The organism is Asticcacaulis solisilvae (genome assembly GCF_017875235.1).
GTDB classification, from domain to species: domain Bacteria; phylum Pseudomonadota; class Alphaproteobacteria; order Caulobacterales; family Caulobacteraceae; genus Asticcacaulis; species Asticcacaulis solisilvae_A.
On sequence record NZ_JAGGMI010000007.1, the window covers coordinates 231,169 to 250,005 of the forward strand.

An 18,837-nucleotide genomic window follows, 5' to 3' on the forward strand; every position below is an offset into this window, starting at 1 on the left:
GACTGACAAAGGATTGCCAAGATGGACGACCAGAGCACACGCACGCTGAATGACCTGATGACCGACATGGCTGCCAAGGCCAAGCTCGGCGCCGAGGCTCTGCGTCTGGCCGGCCCGGATGTGCGCACGCGCGCCATTATCGAAGCCGCCAAGGCGATCCGCGCCCGCGAAGCGAGCATCCTGGCCGCCAATGAAAAAGACCAGCAGTTCGCCCGTGACAAGGGGCTGACCGAAGCCATGATCGAGCGCCTGATCCTCAATCCGGCGCGCGTCGAAGCCATGGCCAAAGGTCTGGAAGAGGTCGCGGCGCTGCCCGATCCCGTCGGCCGCGACCTGGCGCGCTGGACGCGACCCAATGGCCTCGATATCGCCCGCGTCTCGACGCCGATCGGCGTCATCGCCATCATCTATGAAAGCCGGCCCAACGTGACGGCCGATGCCGCCGCGCTGTGCGTTCGCTCGTCGAACGCCGCCATCCTGCGCACCGGTTCGGAGGCGTTGAATTCGGCGCTGGCCATCTATGCCGCCTTCGAAGACGGCTTCCGCGCCGCCGGCCTGCCCGACACCTGCGTGCAACTGGTGCCGACCTCGGACCGCGACGCGGTGGGTCTTATCCTGGGCGGCCTTGACGGCACGATCAACCTGATCATTCCGCGCGGCGGCCGCTCGCTGGTCGAACGCGTCCAGAAGGAGGCGCGGGCGCCGGTCCTGGCGCACCTCGAAGGGCTGAACCACACCTATGTCCACACCGCCGCCGATCCGGAAAAGGCTGTCGCCGTCACGCTGAACGCCAAGATGCGCCGCGTCTCGGTCTGCGGTGCGACCGAGACCCTGCTGATCGACGAAGCTGTGGCGGAAACGCTTTTGCCGCGAATTGCCAAAGCGCTTGAGGCCAAGGGCTGCGAACTGCGCGGCGATGACCGCGCCCGCGCGATCCACGCCATGGCGGCCGCGACCGAAGAGGACTGGAAGACCGAATATCTGCTTCCGATCATCTCGATCCGCGTCGTCAGGGACGAATCCGAGGCCATCTCCCACATCAAGACCTATGGCTCGGGCCATACCGAGGCTATCATCACCGAGGACGCGCAGGCCGCCGAGACCTTCCTGAACGAGGTCGATTCGGCCATCGTTATCTGGAACGCCTCGACGCAGTATGCCGACGGCGGCGAGTTCGGCTTGGGCGCGGAAATCGGCATCTCGACCGATCGTTTGCACGCGCGCGGGCCGGTAGGGGCCGAGCAGTTGACGACGTTCAAATATGTTGTGCGTGGCAACGGTCAGACGCGGCCATAAGCATTTCCAGCTCAAGCGGTCACCGGTTGATCGTAGGAAATGCGACCACGCATAGATCATTAACTACAACCTATTGTCACGGCTATGTTATCGCTTAACGTGCGCCTGCAATGAAACTGTCATGAAAACGTTGCCGAACGCGGTTACACGCCTCCTCCCTTGAACGTGCATTCCGCAGGGGAGCCGGAGCGCGATCAGTAGTCAGCGTGTCGATCTTGAGCTTTTTCGAAAAAGCCCTCAAGATCAGGAATGGTTTCGAAAACAGATATGATCAGGCGGCGTTCGTTGTGGGGCATTGTGCCGTTTGGCACGTGGATCGGCCTGGGCTGCGTCATCGTCATGATGTTCGTTCCGCCACTTTGGCCTGTCGCCGTGGGCGTGGCCGCCCTAACCATCATCTACACGTTGCTTGTCTTCTGGGGGCAGCAAAACGACCTTCACGACCGCATCGATCAACTGAAAACGCCGGAAATCCAGGTCAAGGTCCAACCCAAGGGGCCAAGTTTCCAGGAAGTGCTGCGCGCCATTCCCGACCCGGTCCTGATCGTCTCGGGGTTCGAGCCCAACGATATCGCCGGCCGATGGATCGTCTTCGCCAATGCGACCGCACAAAAGGTGTTTCAGGTTGAAAGTCAGGGCGGGTTGCTGGTCAGCGCCATCCGGACACCCGAAGTGCTGGAATGCGTTGATGAGGCGTTGTTTGGCGGTATATCGCGATCGACAACTTTCGAGACTGCCGGCGGCGCGCGTGAACAATACTGGCGCGCTTTTGCCAGTCCCCTGCCGGTCGGGGACGCGGAGCAGCGCCTTGCCTTGCTCGTCATGCGCGACGAAACGGATATGCGCCGCATGGAGAAGATGCGCGCTGATTTTTTGGCCAATGCCAGCCACGAACTGCGCACGCCGCTGGCCTCGCTTGCCGGCTTTATCGAAACGCTTCGCGGGCCGGCGAAAGACGACGAAGCGGCACGGGAGAAATTCCTGACCATCATGGCCGTCCAGGCTGACCGCATGGGCCGGCTGATCCACGATCTCTTGTCTTTGTCACGCATTGAACTCAACGAACATGTACCGCCGTCGGGTGAGGCAGACCTCGTTCTCGCGGTGAAGGATGTAGTCGAGGGGTTAAGCCTGATTGCGCAGAAAAAAGGTGTCGGTTTCCGCCTGGAAACACCAAAACCAGGTCTTTACCCCGTCATAGGGGATCGCGATCAAATCCTTCAGGTGGCGCAGAACCTGATCGACAACGCTCTGAAATACGCGCCTCAGGGATCGGAGGTCGCCATCGAGGTTGTCTTTGATCGTACCCTGACCCAGGCGATTGCAGCGACCGATCCGATGGCATCCAAGCTGGTCCTGCTCAGGCCCGACCGCAATGTGCACGAATACTACGCGATCTTGCGCGTGCGCGACGCAGGGCCTGGCATCCGCCGTGAGCACCTTCCGCGTCTCGCCGAACGCTTCTACCGCGTCGAAGGACAAAAGAGCGGTGACCGCCTCGGTACCGGATTAGGCCTGGCCATCGTCAAGCACATCATCAATCGACACCGCGGTGGCCTTGTCGTCGAATCGATTGGAACCCAAAGCGCAGCCGAAGATCTTGTCATGATCGACGCCGATGGTGACAACGTCACGCCGCTGCCGGGTTCAGGTCTTGCGACCTTCACCGCCTTTACGGCCTATTTCCCGCAGAGCCGCGCCTTTGGCTCGGCAGCAGGGCTGCGACTTGTCGAACCTCTCAAAGATGCTGGTTAGGGCCTGAGACCTGTGTATTAGGCGCATTGTAACCATGTTTTCATGGTTTTTTCACATGCAGCCATGCCTATAATAAAACTGTCACAGAATTCGCCTAAACGCCCGAAGGAATACAGCCGTGGTACAGTTCAGCAAGATGAATCCGCACATCGTCAAGACCTACGAGGAAGAGCTGGATCAACTGAGCGCTGAGGTGGTTCTGATGGGTGGTCTCGCTGAAGCCCAGGTTGCCGATGCCGTCGAAGCCGTCGCCCGCCGTGATGTCGCCCTGGCCCAGAGTGTCGTCCAGCGCGATCATCGTCTCGACGAGCTGGAAAAGGATGTCGAGCGCAAGTGCATCCGTCTGATCGCCCTGCGTCAGCCCATGGCCAACGACCTGCGCAAGACAGTGGCCGCCATGAAGATCGCGACCTCGCTTGAGCGTACCGGCGACCTCGCCAAGAACATTGCCAAGCGCGCCCTGGTCATCGCCGAAGCCGAGCCGATGACGCCGATCACCCGTTCGATCGAGCGCATGGGCAAGCTGGTCTCGTCGCGCCTGCGTGACGTGCTCGACGCCTATAAGGGCGGCAAGCTGGACCTGGCCCAGAGCGTCTGGGCAACCGATACCGAGGTCGACGAACACTATAACGCCCTGTTCCGCGAATTGCTGACCTACATGATGGGCGATCCGCGCACCATCTCGGCCTGCACGCACCTTTTGTTCATGGCCAAGAACCTGGAACGCATCGGCGATCACGCAACCAACGTGGCCGAGCATATCCACTACGAACTGACAGGCGAAGATTACGTCGAGGACCGCCCGAAAGGCGACACCCTAAGCCCAACCTGATGTGAGATCATGAAGCCCTATATCATCATCGCCGAAGACGAAGACGCCCTGTCGACCCTGCTCAACTACAATCTTGAGAAGGAAGGCTATGAGGTCGGAGTTGCCAGCGACGGCGACGAAGCCCTGGTGATGATCAAGGAGCGCCAGCCCGACCTTCTGGTCTGCGACTGGATGATGCCCAAGGTGTCGGGCATCGAGGTCTGCCGCCGCCTGCGCCAGCAGTCGTCCACGCGCAACCTGCCCATCGTCATGCTGACGGCGCGTTCAGAAGAAAGCGATCGTATCCGCGGGCTGGATACCGGCGCCGACGACTATGTCGTCAAGCCATTCTCGATGGTCGAGCTGATGGCGCGCATCCGCGCCGTGCTGCGCCGTATCCGTCCGGGCCTGAGCGAAGACCGCGTCGAGTTCGGCGAAATCTCGGTCGACCGGTTGTCGCACCGCGTCCAGCGCGCCGGCCGCGACATCCACCTGGGGCCGACGGAATACAAGCTGCTTGACCACTTCATGCAGTATCCGCGCCGCGTTTTCTCGCGCGAGCAGTTGCTCGACGCCGTCTGGGGCAATGACGTCTATGTCGAAGCCCGCACGGTCGATGTCCATATCGGCCGCCTGCGCAAGGCGCTGAACGATAAGGAAGAGTTCGATCCGATTAGAACGGTACGTTCGGCCGGTTACTCTTTGGATATTCAAGGGTAATTACTTCTCCCTGCTTGCGGGAAGAAGGTGGTTCGCCTTGGCGAACCGGACGAGGGGCTAGATCGGTATGATTTTAAGTGGAAACACCATACCGATCTAAGTTTTTGTTTTGTCGCGATATTTAAGGCGACAACCGCTTACACTTTTCGCCATATCGCTCTAGCCCTGTCTCAGCGCGAAGACTATTCCGGCAGGTCGACCAGGAAGGTCTTCGAGCAGTATTCGCAGGTGATATGCACCTTGCCGTCGGGCTCCAGCATGTCCTTCTGTTCCTGTTCGGTAAAGGACTGCACCAAGCCTTCGACGCGCTCCTGCGAACAGCGGCAGAGCTTATAGACCGTCTTGAGCGTTGAGAGGCGCACACCGTCCTCGTGGAACAGGCGATAGAGCAGGCGATCGGCCGGCAGGTCGAAATCGGTCAGCTCCTCTTCGCCGAGCGTCTCGAACAACGCGCGGATATGGTCGAACGAGTCGCGCGTTTCCCCGCGCGTCGCGTCGCCCGCGATCGCCTGGATCATGGCGCCGGCCGCGCGCCATTGCGGTCCACCGGGACCGTTGATCTCGCTGACCGCCAGCTTGACCTGGGTCGGCACCTGCTCGGACTGGGCGAAGTAATGCTCGGCGCACAGGGACAGGCTCTCGCCCTCGATCGGGGTAATGCCCTGGTAGCGCTCGGAATTGTTTTCCGGATCGAGCGTCATGATAAAGGTGCCCTTGCCGAGCAGCGCCTGCGCGCCCAGGCTCTGGAACTTGCCTTCATTGCTGGCGATCAGGTCGTTAAGCTCGCCTTCGTCGTAGCGGCAGAAGCCGCGTAAGCCCCCGCGCGTATCGTAATCCGCCACGACGTAGCGCACGGCGCCGTCGCCCTGGGCCTGGAGGATCAGCCGGCCCTCGAACTTCAAGGACGCGCCGACCAGGACGGCCAGCACGCAGGCTTCGCCCAAAAGGTTGGCGATGACGTCCGGATAGTCGTGCGCCTTCAGGATCTGGTCCAGCGTGTCGCCCAGCCGCACCAGGCGGCCGTGGACGGGATGCGTTTCGATGACGAAGCGCGCGGAATAGTCTTCAACAACAGTGGACGGATCAGACATGGAAACGCATGAAACCTTTAGGGCCGTTACAGATTTTACCTGTTTTCAGGATTTGCCGTCAGACAGGGCCGGAATTTAGAGAATTGCACCGCGAACTGCCACAATAAAGGGTTAAGCCGGTTGTGCCGACCTCGCTTTTATCTTATCTGCGGCGCAAATGTATCGGGGCGAGCAATAGCGGCTTTTAGCCCCGAGGGTCTCCATATGGGCGTTTCGGTCATGAATGCAAGTTTCAATCAGCCTAACCTCGCCACCCTGGTGCTCGACTTCGACTCGACCTTTACCCAGGTCGAGGCGCTCGACATCCTGGCCGAACTGCTGTCCGCCGCCGATCCGGCGCGCGCCGCGGATGTCGAACAGATACGCACCCTGACCGATCAGGCCATGTCGGGCGAGATCAGCTTCTCCGACGCCCTGCAGCGCCGCGTGCGCATCCTGAAGCCGACGCGCGACGACATCGCCTCGCTGGTCGAGGTGCTGAAGACCAAGATCAGCGCGTCGATCGAACGCAACCGCGCCGTTTTTAACGAGCATCCCGGCAAGATTCGCATCATCTCGGGCGGCTTCCACGACTTCATCGACCCGGTCGTCGCTGAATTCGGCATCGCGCCGGAATACGTCCTGGCCAACCGGCTGACCTGGAACGAGGAGGGCGTGGCGATCGGCCTCGACCTGACCAACCCGCTCAGCCAGGACGGCGGCAAGATCGTCGCCGTGCGCGGCCTGACGCTCGACGGTGACGTCGTCATGGTCGGCGACGGCTGGACCGACTACGAAGTCTACAAGGGCGGCGCCGCCGAGCGCTTCTACGCCTTTACCGAAAATGTGACGCGGCCCAAGGTCATCGCCGCGACCGAAGGCTGCGACGCGACGCAAGTGGCCGCCTCGTTCGACGAAGTGCTGCACACCGAAGGCTATCAGGGCCGCTACTCCTTCCCGCGCTCCAAGCTGAAGGTCCTGCTGCTCGAAAATATCCACCCCGAGGCCGTCCGCCGTTTCCGCGAGGAAGGCTATGACGTCACGACCGTCAAGGGCGCGCTCGACGAAGACGACCTGATCCAGGCTTTGCAGGGCGTGCACATCCTGGGCCTGCGTTCCAAGACCAATCTGACGGCCAAGGCGGTCGAAGCCGCCGACAAGCTGATGGCCGTCGGCGCATTTTGCATCGGCACTAACCAGATCGACCTCAAGGCCTGTTCGCAAAAGGGCATCGCCGTCTTCAACGCGCCCTATTCCAACACGCGGTCGGTGGTGGAAATGGTCATCGGCCTGATCGTCATGCTGACCCGCAACATCCCTGACAAGTCGGTCGGCATGCACAAGGGCAAGTGGGACAAGTCGGCGACCGGCGCCCACGAAGTGCGCGGCAAGACGCTGGGCATCATCGGTTATGGCGCTATCGGTTCGCAGCTGTCGATCCTGGCCGAGGCCTTCGGCATGCGCGTCATCTATTACGACCTGGCCGAAAAGCTGTCCTTGGGCAATGCCCGCCGCTACCGCTCGCTCGATGCGCTGCTGGCTGAAGCCGACGTCATCTCGCTGCACGTCGACGGCCGCGCCGAGAACAAGAACCTGTTCGGCGCCCAGCAGTTCGCGCGCATGAAGGACGGGGTGATCTTCATCAACCTGTCGCGCGGCCATATCGTCGATATCGAAGCCCTGGCCGCCGCCATCGACAGCGGCAAGATCTACGGCTCAGCCATTGACGTCTTCCCGGAAGAGCCGCGCACCAATGACGATCCGTTCGAAAGCGCGCTTATGGGCCGCCGCAACACGGTCCTGTCGCCGCACATCGGCGGATCGACCGAAGAGGCGCAGGAGGCGATCGCCGAGTTCGCGTCCGAGCGCCTGCTGGGCTTCCTGAATCGTGGCGACACGACCTTCAGCGTGAACATGCCGCACGTCCAGCTGTCGGAAGTCGAAGGCCGCCACCGCTTCCTGCACCTGCACCGTAACGTGCCGGGCGTGCTGGCGGCGATCAACCAGATCATGGCCAAGTACGAGCTGAACGTCCTGGCCCAACACCTGAAGACGACGGAAAACCTGGGTTACGTCATTGTCGATATCGACAAGGGCTATCCGAAGGAAGCGCTCGAAGATCTGAAGGCCGTCAACGGGACCCTGCGCTTCCGCTCCCTCGTGTAAGCCACACTGGCGGTCTGCAAACCGTCATCTCGCTGCGATACGATGCTCACGTACTCAAGTACGCTCCGCTTCGTGTCTCGCGAGCTAACGGTTTTCGCCACGCCATTGCGGCTTACAGGCCCGGAGTTAATCCAGGAAAAAGACGTTGTCGTCGTCGGACGTATCGTCGCGGGCGTCTTCAATTGGAGCTTCCGCAGAAGTCTGGCCGCTGAGCTTCATCCAGGCATCGAACACGGGTTCCGGCACCTTGGCGGGGCGGGCCTGGCCGGGGACCAGGGTCTGGACGAAGTTGAACTTCAGGCCCATCCGGGTTGGCGTCGACCAGGCCGACGCACCGCGACGGACCATATTGGTGTCGAGGTCGATCAGCCACAGCTCGGCCGGGATGGCACAGTTGTTTTCAAACGCAACGCGCGCGCCGCTGGGGCTCTGGTCGAGGATGCGGCACTGGATGACCGCCTGGCTGGACAGGAAAAGCAGGGCGCCGCGGTCGTCGCAGGCGGCGCGCGGTTCGGAACGGCGGTCGCTGTAGTCCGACGGCTGGATGATCTCGACCTTGGCCGTGGCCGACATACGCGTACCGCCCGGTGTTGCGGAGGGCGTGGAACGGTTGGCAGGGCGCAGCGGCGAAGACATTCGAACTTCCTTTAAAATTCTCTGGATGGGGGGCGCCTGGCGCGAAAATACGCGGCCCGAGGTCAACTCTGCCCGTTCACCACATTACGCCCGTAAGGTTTACAAAGGGTTGGTGCGTGCAAAATTTGCACAAATCAATGACCTTGACATTTCGTCGCAGCATAGGCATTTAAGCCGTCTCGCATCCGCGAGATAACTCTTGTGGTGGTTCCTCCATCACTTCAGCGCTGGCCGCGTGAGATATGCCCGTCCATCGGGTACATATCGCCAGCGACAAAAAGGCCGTCAGAGCAAAGACGTCCTGCCCTCTTTCTTTCGAAGTCCGTGACACGCGCATGCTTCGTCCCACCCGGCCTGTTTTAACAGGCGCGGGCGAGGCGCGTTTGTCCTTGCCCGAAATGAAAGCACGTTACGTGACCAAGACGACCAACAAGACCTTTGCCGATCTCGGCCTGAGTTCGACCCTGCTGCTGACGCTGGAGCGCGAAGGCTATACCAACCCCACACCGATCCAGGCCCAGGCCATACCCATCCTGCTGAACGGCAACGACCTGCTGGGCATCGCCCAGACCGGCACCGGCAAGACGGCCGCCTTCGCCCTGCCGATCGTGCAGGGCCTGATGCGCAACCGCATCATCCCGGCGCCGAAGTCGGTCCGCACCCTGATTCTGTCGCCGACGCGCGAACTGGCGTCGCAGATCGCCCAGAGCTTCGAAACCTATTCCAAGGGCCTGGGCCTGCACATCGCCACCATCTATGGCGGCGTCAAGTACGGCCCGCAGTACAAGGCCCTGGCGCGCGGCGTCGACGTCCTGGTCGCCACGCCGGGCCGCCTGATCGACCATATCGAACAGAAGACGGTCGACCTGCGCGGCGTCGAATTCTTCGTCCTCGACGAAGCCGACCAGATGCTGGACCTGGGCTTCGTCAAGCCGATCCGGCAGGTCGCCGCCAAGCTGCCGCACAAGCGCCAGAATCTGTTCTTCTCGGCCACCATGCCGAAGGAAATCGGCGCCCTGGCCTCGGAACTGCTGACTGAGCCCAAGCGCGTCGAAATCACGCCGGAAGCCACCACGGCCGAACGCGTCGAACAAAGCGTCATCTTCATCGAGTCGCTGCGTAAGCGCGCCTTGCTGACCGAAATGTACGCGGAAGATTCGCTGGCCCGCACGCTCGTCTTCACGCGCACCAAGCGCGCCGCTGACAAGGTCGCCGCCTATCTGCAGGCCGGCGGCATCGAATCGGCCGCCATCCACGGCGACAAGAACCAGAGCCAGCGCGAACGCGCGCTGCAGGCCTTCAAGGCCGGCAAGCTGCGCGCGCTGGTCGCCACCGATATCGCCGCGCGCGGCATCGACGTCGATAATGTCAGCCACGTCATCAACTATGAGCTGCCGAACGTACCGGAAGCCTATGTTCACCGCATCGGCCGCACCGCGCGCGCCGGCCGCGCCGGTATTTCGGTTACGCTGTGCGCCGACGATGAACGCAAGTTCCTCAAGGACATCGAGCGCATTACGCGCCAGCGCATCCCGTCCTTCGACCGCCGCAAGGACCAGGCGCTGAAGCTGCTCGACGAAGCCATGCTGGCTTCGGGCGTTGCCGACAAGCCGGCCACGCCCGACCGTCTGCCGGAGCACCGCAAGAAGGGCGATCCGAAGCCGGGCAAGGGTTGGCGCGCCGGCGAGGGCGAAGCCCGCCACAGCGATCCGGACGCCGAATTTGTCCATAAGCGTCAACGCAACCGTCCGGGCCAGAAGGACCGTGCGAAAGCCCGTGCCGAAGGTGGGCGTCCCGGCGGTAAGCCGTTCGGCGATCGCGCTGCCCCGGCGCCCCGTCCAGACCGCTACGATCCGATGGCGGCCGAGCGCGGCCCCATGGCATCGACCAAGCCGTTCAAGGCCGCCAAGCCGGCGCGCGATGAGCGTTTCTTTGACGACCGTCCCCGTGAAGATCGTCCTCGTAATGACAGGAAGAGCGATCAGCCGCGCGGTGAGCGGCGTGGCGATCGTCCGTATGGCGACCGTCCGCACGGCGATGCCCGCCCAGGCGCCCGCAAGGGCCCAGGGGGCTTCGGTGGCAAGGGTGGCAAGCCCGCCTTCTTCAAGGGACCGAAGTCCGGCGGCAAGCCTTTCAAAGGTGAGCGTCCGGCGGAAGGCGAAATCAACCGCTCCGAAGGCGCACAATTCAAGCGCCGCAAGCAGTCGTAAGATGATTGGACCTCTCCAGCCTGGCTGGGGAGGTTTTTTCTTACCTGACCTTGTCCGCACATACGCCGGAAGGGGGAATTTCACGGTTGTGTGATCCTGTCCTTTCCAGTTACAGTGCAGGCCTTATCAGGGGCCAGGCCTTCATGCGTCACATCACCTTGCGCACTTCCGCGATTGTCCGGCGACTGACGGCCGCCGCCGCGGCCGTCCTGATGCTGGGCGCCGGTGCGGCGGGCCTGACCGCCTGCCAGCCCAAGCCGTCGGGTCGGGCGACGCCGGAGGCCATGGTCGCGCGTACAGTCGATGATCATTCCTACGCGCGGCCCCAGGAAGCGCGTGTGCGCCACGTCGATCTCGATCTGACCGCCGACTTCAACAAGAAGGTGCTGCGCGGCACGGCAAGCCTGCAACTCGAGACCGAGGCCAATGCCAAGCGCGTCGTCCTCGATACGCGCGCGCTCGATATCGAAAAGGTGACCGACGGCTCCGGCGCACCGCTGAAATATACCCTTGGCAAGAACGACCCCATGATGGGCGCACCCTTGACCGTCGAACTGCCGCAGGGTGCGCAGAAGGTCGTCGTCCACTACCAGACGACGCCTGAAGGCACCGCCCTGCAATGGCTCAGCCCCGCCCAGACGGCGGGAAAGCAGAAGCCCTTCCTGTTCAGCCAGGGCCAGGAAATCCACACGCGCACCTGGGTGCCGACCCAGGACAGCCCGGCGATCCGCCAGACTTATAAGGCGCGTATCGTCGTGCCGTCCGACCTGACCGTCGTCATGGCCGCGAAACAGCTGACCCCCAAGGGCGAGGCCGTGCCGGGGCAACCGCGCCAGCGCGCCTTCCGCTTCGAGCTCGACAAACCCGTGGCGCCCTATCTGATCGCGCTGGCTGTCGGCGATATCGGTTTCAAGGCGGTCGGCGACCGTACCGGCGTGTTCGCCGAGAAGGTGACGCTCGACAAGGCCGCCGCTGAACTGAGCGACATGGAAGCCATGCTCGACGCGGCGGAAAAGATCTATGGCGACTACCGCTGGGACCGCTATGATGTCCTGATCCTGCCGCCGTCCTTCCCCTATGGCGGCATGGAAAACCCGATGGTGACCTTCGCCACGCCGACCATTCTGGCCGGCGACAAGTCGCTGGTGTCGCTTATCGCGCATGAGCTGGCCCATTCGTGGTCGGGCAATCTGGTCACCAACGCCACCTGGGAAGACTTCTGGCTGAACGAAGGTTTCACCACCTATTTCGAAAACCGGATCATGGAGCAGGTCTATGGGCCCGAGCGCGCGCGCATGCTCCAGGTCCTAGGTTATCACGATCTTCAGGAGACGCTGGACGACCTGAGCGCGGCCGGCACACCCGACTTCACGCGCCTGCATCCCGACCTCAAGGGCGTCAGCCCCGACGCCTATTTTTCGGATGTCCCGTACGAAAAAGGCGCGGCCTTCCTGCGCATGCTGGAAGCCCGTTTCGGCCGCAAGAAGTTCGATGCCTACGTCAAGGGCTACTTCGAGCGCTACAAGTTCAAGAGCATGACCACGGAAGCCTTCCTGGTCGACCTCCGGACCAATCTGCTCAACAACAATGCCGACCTGGAAAAGCAGCTCCAGATCCATCAGTGGCTGTATGAGCGCGGCCTGCCGTCCAACGCCATCGTGCCGACGTCGCCGGCGCTGGATCAGGTGATGGCGCAGATCCAGTCTTTTGCCGGCGGCGCAGACGTCAAGACGCTGGACGTCAGCGGCTACAGTACGCAGCACTGGCAGTATTTCCTGACCCAGATGCCGGACACCATTACCCTGGAACAGATGGCGGCCCTGGACGGGCAGTTCAAATTCACCGAGAGCCAGAACGCGGAAATTCGCGCCGCGTGGCTGACGCTTGCCATCAAGAAGCACTATCTGCCGGCCATGACCGCGGTGCGTGACTTCCTGCTGGCCCAGGGGCGGGCCAAGTTCTGCAGACCCCTTTATACCGAGCTGATGAAGCAGCCGGGATGGGGTGTGGACATGGCGCGCCGGATCTATGCCGAAGCGCGTCCGGGCTATCACGACGTGACTCGCGCAGTCGTCGACAAGATTGTTAAATAGGAATCTATACAAGCGAAACTGGTATAGTCGCCGTTGCGGAAGCGATTTCAGGCGTCGTTTTCAATAAAAATGCACCTTTAGCGCGTAGTCTTACTCAATTGTTAAGACTTCCGGCGTAGGCTTTCCTATAAAGGTCGGGGAGGCTGCGCTGTGCAAGGTTCCGAGTTTCATGTGCTGATCGTCGATGATCATGAGATCAACCGGCGTATCGTTTCGTTGTTCCTGAAGCCGACGGGCTGGTTATGGACCATGGCGTGCAACGGCGAGGAAGCCGTTGCCTACTGTCACGCCCGCCGTTTTGACGTCATCCTGATGGACATGCTGATGCCGGGCCTCGACGGGTTGGCGGCGACCTGCCGCATCCGCGCCAATGGCCAGAACCGCGCCACGCCGGTGATCGCGCTGACGGCCAATGCCATGGAAGGGCACAAGGCCCGGTGGGCCGAGATCGGCGTCCATGATTTTATGACCAAGCCGGTGGACGCTGACGCGCTGCTCGCGGCCATAGCGTCCAAACTGCCTCAGCCGACTAAGAAGCTCAGCGCCTGAGTTTGTTGCTTAGAGCGACATGCCAAAAAGTGTGCAGCGGTTTTTTGGCTAAATATCGCGATAAGATAAAAATCTAGAGCATGATGGCGGTTCGACTTAAACGCACCATGCTCTAGCGCTTGACGTCGAAGCTGCCGCCGGCGAGGAAATCCGCCAGTTCGCCGTGTGTCGCCAGGCTGATATCGCCGGGCTGGGCGTGTTTCAGGCAGCCGCAGGCAATGCCGTAGTTCAGCGCCTGCTGGTCGCTGTCACCGTTCAGGATGCCGTGGAAGACACCGGCGGCAAAGGCATCGCCGCCACCGATGCGATCGACAATGCCGACAATGTCGTAGGTCTCGGTTTCCAGGGACGTGCCGCGCGTAAACATCTGGCCGGCCAGGCGGTTGTGGTCGGCGGTGACCTGGGTACGGCGGGTTGAAACCATGCGCTGCAGGTTTGGGAACTGGCTGAAGGCGTGATCGGCGGCGGCGCGTTCACGTGCCGTGGTGCCGTCTTCGCCTGGGAACTTCATGCCGAAGACCAGTTCGATGTCGCGATAGCCGCCGAACATCATGTCGGCCTCGGCCATCAGGCTGCGGATCAGGGTTGGCGCGTCGCCGCCCCAGGCCTGCCACAGGGTCGGGCGGTAGTTGCAGTCGAACGAGACCTTGACGCCCAGCTTGCGCGCCGTCTGCATGGCCTTGAGCGCCGCCGCGACGCTGTTGGCGCCCAGGGCCGCCGTCACGCCTGACACATGCAGCCACGCAGCGCCCTTCAGCAGGCGCGTCCAGTTGAGCTTCGAAAAGCGGGCGGTGGCGAAGGCGGAACCTGCGCGGTCATAGACGATGTCCGACCGGCGGTGGATAGCGCCCGGTGTCAGGAAGTAGAGGCCCATGCGGCCGGGCGCCGTGTAGACACCCGAGGTGTCGACGCCCCAGCGCCGCAGTTCGTTGACGGCGCCGGCGCCCAGCGCATTGTCAGGCACCACGCTGACCATGGAGGCCTGGTGGCCCAGCCGGCGGACGCCGACGGCGACATTGGCCTCGGCGCCGGCGATATGCAGTTGCAGTTGCGGCAGCTCTTCCAGCAGGCGGCCGCTCATCGTGTTGAGCCGGATCAGCAGTTCGCCGAAACAGACGAGCGGAGCATTCGAGGCGGCGGGGGACGGCGTAGGCATGGGGCGGCGAATCTTCTGTGGCATGGATGGCGGGACCGGCAATGTTGTAAAGGCTGAGCGGCACAGGGTCGAGACCTGAATGCGCAAACCGTGCGGGCAAAATGGGGCCTGACAAAAAAAGGGCGCCGGATGAACCGGCGCCCAAGTGGCGGCTTATTGGGAGAATGCGCTCGCAGCCGCATGAAGGAAGAAGCGCCCGCCTGAAACAGGCGCTTCCGATAGGGTCAGTACTTCCAGCGGAAGCCGGCATAGTACTGGCGGCCCGACTTGCTGTAATCGTACAGCAGGTCCTGGGCGGTGTTGCCCTGAGCCGTGTTGTAGGAAATGAAGCGGTCGTCAGCCTCGTCCGTCAGGTTGATGCCTTCCAGGATAAGGGTCAGGTTCTTGCTGATCTTCCACGTCATCTGGGCGTCGATATTGAACGTCTCGTTCTTGCCCCAGAAGTCGGCCGAAGAGCCCGGGCTCAACTGCGACAGGTAGCCGTCGCGGTAAGCAAAGGCGACACGGCCGGCGAGAACGTCGCCTTCATAGTATGCCGTGATGTTCCAGGCTTCCGGCGACAGTCCCAGCAGGTTGGCCGTCGTCGTCGTCGTGGCGCCTGGGGTCGTGTAATACTGGATCTGCGACTCGACGTGGGTGTAGTTGATGATGCCGCCTGTCTTCGACAGGAAGCCCGGCAGGAAGGTGAAAGGCTTCTGCAGCGAGATTTCGTAGCCCTTGAGGTCGCCGCCCGGCGTGTTGATCGGGGTGGTGACGTTATAGACTTCGTCGCTCGTTTCGCCGAGGTCGAGATAGTTATAGCCCAGCTCGCTCAGCTTGGCCTGAACAGTACGCGACTGGATGTAGGACTTGATGTCCTTTTGGAACAGGGCCACCGTGAACAGGGTGTCGCGGTCCGGATACCATTCGAAGCTAAGATCCATCGTATTGGCGCGTACCGGATCAAGCGCCGGGTTGCCGGAGGTGATCGTGTTCGCACCCGTGCTGATGGCGCCGCCGCCCGGTGTCAGGCTGAGCAGGGTCGGGCGCGCCATGGTCTTGGCCGTGGCGAAGCGGACATAGACGTTTTCCATCGGTTCGATCATGAAGTTGAACGATGGCAGCGAGTCCTTGTAGCTGCGCTGGACCGTGGTCAGCTTCGAGCCCGATGGATTGACGCTGGTCGCGACGCCGACATAACCGGAAACTTCGATATCGGTCGTGACTTCGCGAAGACCGATATTGCCGCGGTAAGGCATGTTGCCCAGGTCGCCGCGGAAGTCCGCCTGCACGAACCAGCCCGTATCGCGCTCGTTGGCGATACGGTTGTTCGTCCGCGAGCTTGCGTTTGTCTTATTGACCGTAAAGGTGCCCCATGAATTGGTGCAGCGGCAGTCATAGTTAAATGTATCGCGGATCAGGTCCAGGTTCGGGATCAGGTAGGTGTTGCCGCCGACCGAGACCGTTTGCGAGTACTTGGTAACGTTGTTGTTGATTTCAGCAACGATCGCGCCGCCAGCGTTTTCGTCGCGCGCCGCATTGGCCGTCGTGCCTGTCACGCGACCGTATTCTTCCGAGTAGAAGTCGTATTCCTTGACCGAATACCCGCCCTTCAGCGTGATACTGTCGTTCAGGTCGAACTTGACGTCGAACTTGGTGGTCTTGAATTCGTTTTCGACCAGTTGCGGACGAATGCGGATGAGCGACGCGTCGCCCTGGGCGGTCGAGCTGGAATACGTCCAGTAGCAGGCCTGGTCCGGTGAACAGTTCGTGGAAGACTTACCGTAGTTGAAAACCGGTGCCGTCGGATCCGTATAGTCGTACGAATAGCCGTCGACATTGTAGGATTCAAATGTGAAGGTCGTCTGTTCCGGCGTTTCCTGCGACGACTTCGAGCTGCCCACGAAGAACTTGGTGCTCAGACGGTCGCCCCAGTTCTGATCCCAGGTCAGGTTCAGCTGATTGAAGGTGGTCGTCAGTTCGTCGAAGCGATGTTCCGAACGGATATCGACGTCGTTGAACGAGGCCTTGGTGATCGTGCCTTCATCATCGATCGTATAGTTATAGATGTCGGACTGCGGCAGGCCCTGGCCCGTGCGGCTGAAGGAAATGGCTTCGATTTCCCATTCGTCGCGGTTGGCTTCGAAGGTCGCGTGCATCGCGTCGATCGAGATCAGGGTGCCTTCGAACGGACGCATCTGGAAGGCGCCGGTGACGCCCAGGCGGTTTTGCTCGGTTTCGAAGTGGTTGTAGCGCGGAATGCGCGGGTGCAGGCCGTTGACGACCTTCTGCGCTTCGGCGTCCGCGATGGGGCCGGTAGCCGGAATGTTGATAAAGCTGGTGCCGCCGTTGGTGCTGTAGGACTGGAAGCGGCCGGCTGTGCCGGCGGCGGACGAGTTTTCCCAGCGCGTGCTGTTGGTGGAGTCTTCGACGACATTGCGCGAACCCCAGGCGACCGAAAGCAGGGCGCCCAGCTTGCCGTCCGCCCAACGGTTGGAGATCATGAAGGTCCCGCGCTTGGCGACGTCTTCGCTCAGGTCGTTGTAGCCGAGCTGGCCGCCGGCGGCCATGGTGAAGCCCTTGTAGTCGAAGGGACGGGCGGTCTGCAGGTCGACGGTGGCGCCCAAGCTGCCTTCCTCGATTTCAGCCGACAACGACTTGCGCACGGTGATCGAGTTGAACAGGTCGGCGGCAAAGACGTTGAAGTCGAAGCCGCGGGTACGGTTGGTGCCGCCCGACGAGTCCTTGGCGCCGGTGGTCGCCAGGGCTTCCATGCCGTTCAGGCGCGTACGCGAGAATTCCGCGTTCAGGCCGCGGACGGTAATCTGCTTGCCTTCACCGCCGTCGCGGTCGATCGACACGCCCGGGATGCGCTGCATCGATTCGGCAAGGTTCAGATCCGGAAACTGGCCGATGTCTTCCGCCTTGATGACATCGACCATGTCTGTCGATTTCTTCTTCTCGCTAATGGCCGTCTGCAGCGAGTTGCGGAAGCCGGTGACGATGACGATATCGCCTTCGTCAGCAGCCGGAGCCGGAGCGGCATCCTGAGCATGGGCGCCGACGGCCGTGGCCATCAGGACCCCAAGCGAAACACCCAGCAGGGCGGCCTTATTGCGGCTGATTTTAGACGCAGCTGTGGCGCCGTTAGACTTGGACTTCATAAGGTTACTCCCCGTTTTGCCAACTTGCGCGGTCTGTTATGATCTGGCGACCGACAAGAATGATCGTATAGACAGTTGATTAACACAGCTTTACTGTGTGAATGTCTGCCTGACACCGGTGTCATGAGTGGTTGTTGCCTACCCGACACCAATACGCTGATTATTCACAGTTCTGAAGCAGAGACAAGCCGGAAAAGACACCGGTAGCATCATGCGGGTGAAGAAGTTTTGCACCTGCGTTATTTTTGCCATAGGTGCCCGTCTGGCATAGAAACCCGTTAAGGCTCATTTAATTATTGGGAAAGCTCGCGGCTGTTCTGGCTGGCGGCTTCGGTCTTCAGCTCAAGGACGATATCGGCGCGGCCTTCGGTGCTGAAGATGACGCGCGAAGTCTGGCCCGCGGCAATGTCGTGGATGCCGGTGGTGGCGCCGGACGAGATCAGTTGGCCCTTGGTCAGCGGACGGCCGCGTCCTGCCAGATGACCGGCCAGCCAGGCAATGGCCTTGAGCGGACCGCCCGGCATGGTGAACAGGCCGCCTTCGCCGACGACCTGGCCGTCGATTTCGGTGCGCGCCTTGTAGGCCTTGACGGCGTCGGGGCTGAGAGTAGCGACGGTGGAGTCGCTGTCGAACTCCGCCAGGCGTTCCGAGAGGATCAGGCCGAAATTATTGCCGAAGTCCGAAGCGACGACCGTCGGACCCAGCTTGTTGATGGTGGCCAGCGGCGAGCCCGCCATTTCAATACCGGCAAACAGGCCGTCGATCAGGCGCAGCGCTTCTTCTTCGCTGTATTCCGTCTTGGCGGGATCGGTATCGTGCGCGATGCGGAAGACGTATTCAGCCTCAACCGCCGCGAAGCCGCCGGTGAAGACGGGCAGGGTAACCGCGGCGCCGTCATAGTCTTTGAAGGTCGGGGCGAAGATTGGGCCGGCCAGGCGCTCGGTGCCGTGTTCGGCCTGTTTTTCCGGCGCCAGGCGTCCGATCTTCCAGCCGATTACAGGGCGGTCCCACAGCTTGATGGCGCGTTCCTGGATGGCGTAGGAGTCTTCGAGCTTCGACGGGATGTCGCCGGGATAGCCTTCGAGCGCCGTGGCGGAGCGGCGGGCGGTCACGAAACGGTTGGCGATATCGTCGAAGGTCATGGCAGGTCTCCTCAGTTGGGCGCTAACTAGCGGAAACCGGTGTCATCGGCAACCCTTTTTGCCACCACGCAGCTTTGAAGGTCGGCGGGA

General features: G+C 61.7%; 13 protein-coding genes. 8 read left to right on the forward strand and 5 right to left on the reverse strand.

The genetic code is table 11. The features are described 5' to 3' along the window. The first annotated feature begins 21 nt into the window (after positions 1-21). The 4 genes from J2X24_RS13760 (at position 22) to phoB (ending at position 4,582) form a co-directional block, all read left to right on the forward strand. Positions 22-1,296: a glutamate-5-semialdehyde dehydrogenase gene (locus tag J2X24_RS13760; RefSeq protein WP_209722615.1), complete on the forward strand. Its 1,275-nt coding sequence runs from the start codon at positions 22-24 to the stop codon at positions 1,294-1,296. Positions 1,297-1,563: 267 nt separating this feature from the next. Then, entirely contained in the window at positions 1,564-3,051 is a 1,488-nt protein-coding gene (locus J2X24_RS13765) for an ATP-binding protein (protein ID WP_209722618.1), read from the forward strand. A 136-nt stretch (positions 3,052-3,187) separates the two neighbouring features. Further along, the gene (phoU, locus tag J2X24_RS13770) at positions 3,188-3,883 is read left to right on the forward strand and encodes a phosphate signaling complex protein PhoU (protein WP_209722767.1); all 696 of its coding nucleotides are present in this window, start codon (positions 3,188-3,190) and stop codon (positions 3,881-3,883) included. A 9-nt stretch (positions 3,884-3,892) separates the two neighbouring features. Beyond that, positions 3,893-4,582 (forward strand): phosphate regulon transcriptional regulator PhoB, encoded by a 690-nt coding sequence (gene phoB / locus J2X24_RS13775; protein WP_209722621.1) that lies wholly within the window; start codon positions 3,893-3,895, stop codon positions 4,580-4,582. A gap of 182 nt (positions 4,583-4,764) precedes the next feature. Here the strand turns inward: phoB and J2X24_RS13780 are convergent, their stop codons facing one another. Beyond that, positions 4,765-5,673: an Hsp33 family molecular chaperone gene (locus J2X24_RS13780; RefSeq protein ID WP_209722624.1), complete on the reverse strand. Its 909-nt coding sequence runs from the start codon at positions 5,671-5,673 to the stop codon at positions 4,765-4,767. 219 nt (positions 5,674-5,892) lie between these two features. Here J2X24_RS13780 and serA point away from each other — a divergent pair, with 219 nt between their 5' ends. After that, entirely contained in the window at positions 5,893-7,818 is a 1,926-nt protein-coding gene (serA, locus tag J2X24_RS22945) for a phosphoglycerate dehydrogenase (RefSeq protein WP_209722627.1), read from the forward strand. 126 nt (positions 7,819-7,944) lie between these two features. Here the strand turns inward: serA and J2X24_RS13790 are convergent, their stop codons facing one another. Next, positions 7,945-8,454, reverse strand: coding sequence for a hypothetical protein (locus J2X24_RS13790; protein ID WP_245344687.1), 510 nt, complete (start codon positions 8,452-8,454; stop codon positions 7,945-7,947). A 398-nt stretch (positions 8,455-8,852) separates the two neighbouring features. On the opposite strand from J2X24_RS13790, the gene J2X24_RS13795 reads away from it, so the two are divergent. The 3 genes from J2X24_RS13795 (at position 8,853) to J2X24_RS13805 (ending at position 13,306) form a co-directional block, all read left to right on the forward strand. Beyond that, entirely contained in the window at positions 8,853-10,664 is a 1,812-nt protein-coding gene (locus tag J2X24_RS13795) for a DEAD/DEAH box helicase (protein WP_209722771.1), read from the forward strand. Positions 10,665-10,807: 143 nt separating this feature from the next. Further along, positions 10,808-12,757, forward strand: a complete 1,950-nt coding sequence (locus J2X24_RS13800) for a M1 family metallopeptidase (protein ID WP_209722630.1) — start codon at positions 10,808-10,810, stop codon at positions 12,755-12,757. Positions 12,758-12,907: 150 nt separating this feature from the next. Then, entirely contained in the window at positions 12,908-13,306 is a 399-nt protein-coding gene (locus tag J2X24_RS13805) for a response regulator (protein WP_209722633.1), read from the forward strand. A 112-nt stretch (positions 13,307-13,418) separates the two neighbouring features. Here J2X24_RS13805 and J2X24_RS13810 read toward each other — a convergent pair whose 3' ends face one another. The 3 genes from J2X24_RS13810 to J2X24_RS13820 form a co-directional block, all read right to left on the reverse strand. After that, positions 13,419-14,462: a sugar kinase gene (locus J2X24_RS13810; RefSeq protein ID WP_209722636.1), complete on the reverse strand. Its 1,044-nt coding sequence runs from the start codon at positions 14,460-14,462 to the stop codon at positions 13,419-13,421. Between the two features lie 224 nt (positions 14,463-14,686). Beyond that, on the reverse strand, positions 14,687-17,605 hold the full coding sequence (locus tag J2X24_RS13815; protein ID WP_209722639.1) for a TonB-dependent receptor: 2,919 nt from the start codon (positions 17,603-17,605) through the stop codon (positions 14,687-14,689). 293 nt (positions 17,606-17,898) lie between these two features. Continuing rightward, on the reverse strand, positions 17,899-18,747 hold the full coding sequence (locus J2X24_RS13820) for a 2-keto-4-pentenoate hydratase (RefSeq protein ID WP_209722642.1): 849 nt from the start codon (positions 18,745-18,747) through the stop codon (positions 17,899-17,901). Between the last annotated feature and the right edge of the window lie 90 nt (positions 18,748-18,837).

Coding starts and splice junctions, on each gene's coding strand:
- J2X24_RS13760 (WP_209722615.1), top strand. CDS start 22: ATGGACGACCAGAGCACACGCACGCTGAATGACCTGATGACCGACATG.
- J2X24_RS13765 (WP_209722618.1), top strand. CDS start 1,564: ATGATCAGGCGGCGTTCGTTGTGGGGCATTGTGCCGTTTGGCACGTGG.
- phoU (WP_209722767.1), top strand. CDS start 3,188: ATGAATCCGCACATCGTCAAGACCTACGAGGAAGAGCTGGATCAACTG.
- phoB (WP_209722621.1), top strand. CDS start 3,893: ATGAAGCCCTATATCATCATCGCCGAAGACGAAGACGCCCTGTCGACC.
- J2X24_RS13780 (WP_209722624.1), bottom strand. CDS start 5,673: ATGTCTGATCCGTCCACTGTTGTTGAAGACTATTCCGCGCGCTTCGTC.
- serA (WP_209722627.1), top strand. CDS start 5,893: ATGAATGCAAGTTTCAATCAGCCTAACCTCGCCACCCTGGTGCTCGAC.
- J2X24_RS13790 (WP_245344687.1), bottom strand. CDS start 8,454: ATGTCTTCGCCGCTGCGCCCTGCCAACCGTTCCACGCCCTCCGCAACA.
- J2X24_RS13795 (WP_209722771.1), top strand. CDS start 8,853: ATGAAAGCACGTTACGTGACCAAGACGACCAACAAGACCTTTGCCGAT.
- J2X24_RS13800 (WP_209722630.1), top strand. CDS start 10,808: ATGCGTCACATCACCTTGCGCACTTCCGCGATTGTCCGGCGACTGACG.
- J2X24_RS13810 (WP_209722636.1), bottom strand. CDS start 14,462: ATGCCTACGCCGTCCCCCGCCGCCTCGAATGCTCCGCTCGTCTGTTTC.
- J2X24_RS13815 (WP_209722639.1), bottom strand. CDS start 17,605: ATGAAGTCCAAGTCTAACGGCGCCACAGCTGCGTCTAAAATCAGCCGC.
- J2X24_RS13820 (WP_209722642.1), bottom strand. CDS start 18,747: ATGACCTTCGACGATATCGCCAACCGTTTCGTGACCGCCCGCCGCTCC.